Origin of the sequence: Mesorhizobium sp. M7A.F.Ca.MR.148.00.0.0, from assembly GCF_003997735.1 — a bacterium.
Lineage (GTDB): Bacteria > Pseudomonadota > Alphaproteobacteria > Rhizobiales > Rhizobiaceae > Mesorhizobium.
Map to the genome: position 1 here is coordinate 1 of NZ_RZTB01000375.1, position 552 is coordinate 552.

Annotated in this window: 1 protein-coding gene; it reads right to left on the reverse strand. The window is 64.1% G+C overall.

Features of this window, described 5'->3' with window-relative positions:
* The coding region (locus tag EOB49_RS34580) for a tetratricopeptide repeat protein (protein ID WP_164781962.1) at window positions 1–552 on the reverse strand (552 nt) is incomplete at both ends.

Below are 552 nucleotides of genomic sequence, written 5' to 3' on the forward strand. Positions count from 1 at the left end.
GCCAGGTAGTTACGGCCGAGAAGGTTCATCGAATACATGTCCTGCCGTTCCACGCCCGCCTTCAAAAAGGCAACGGCGCGGGCCGGGTCGGCGGTCACGCCGTTGCGGCCTTCCGTGAAGATCGCGGCGAGATCGTTCATGGCATAGGTGTGCCCCATCGCGGCCGCCTTGAGCAGCAGGTCCAGACCTTTGGCGGTATCGGGCTTGACGCCATAGCCATTGAACAAGGCGCGGCCCCACGACGTCATGCCGTAGGGATCGCCCTTGTCGGATGCCGCTTCGTAAAGCGCGTTGGCCTGCGTGCGGTCGATGACCAGACCGGTTCCCGTCGCATACATGTAGCCGAGTTCGAACACAGCACGCACATGTCCCTCCTTGGCGGCTTCCTCGATGGCTGTCTTCGCTTCCTCGACCTTGCCAGTTGCGAGCAGCGCGCGCCCCAGTTCGTAGCGGAAGCGTGGGACATCGGGATAGGCCTTCACAGCGGCCTGGCAAAGCTCCACGGCGCTGGCGCCGATTTCGTTCGGCAGCAGGCCGGGAACGACGCCCTGC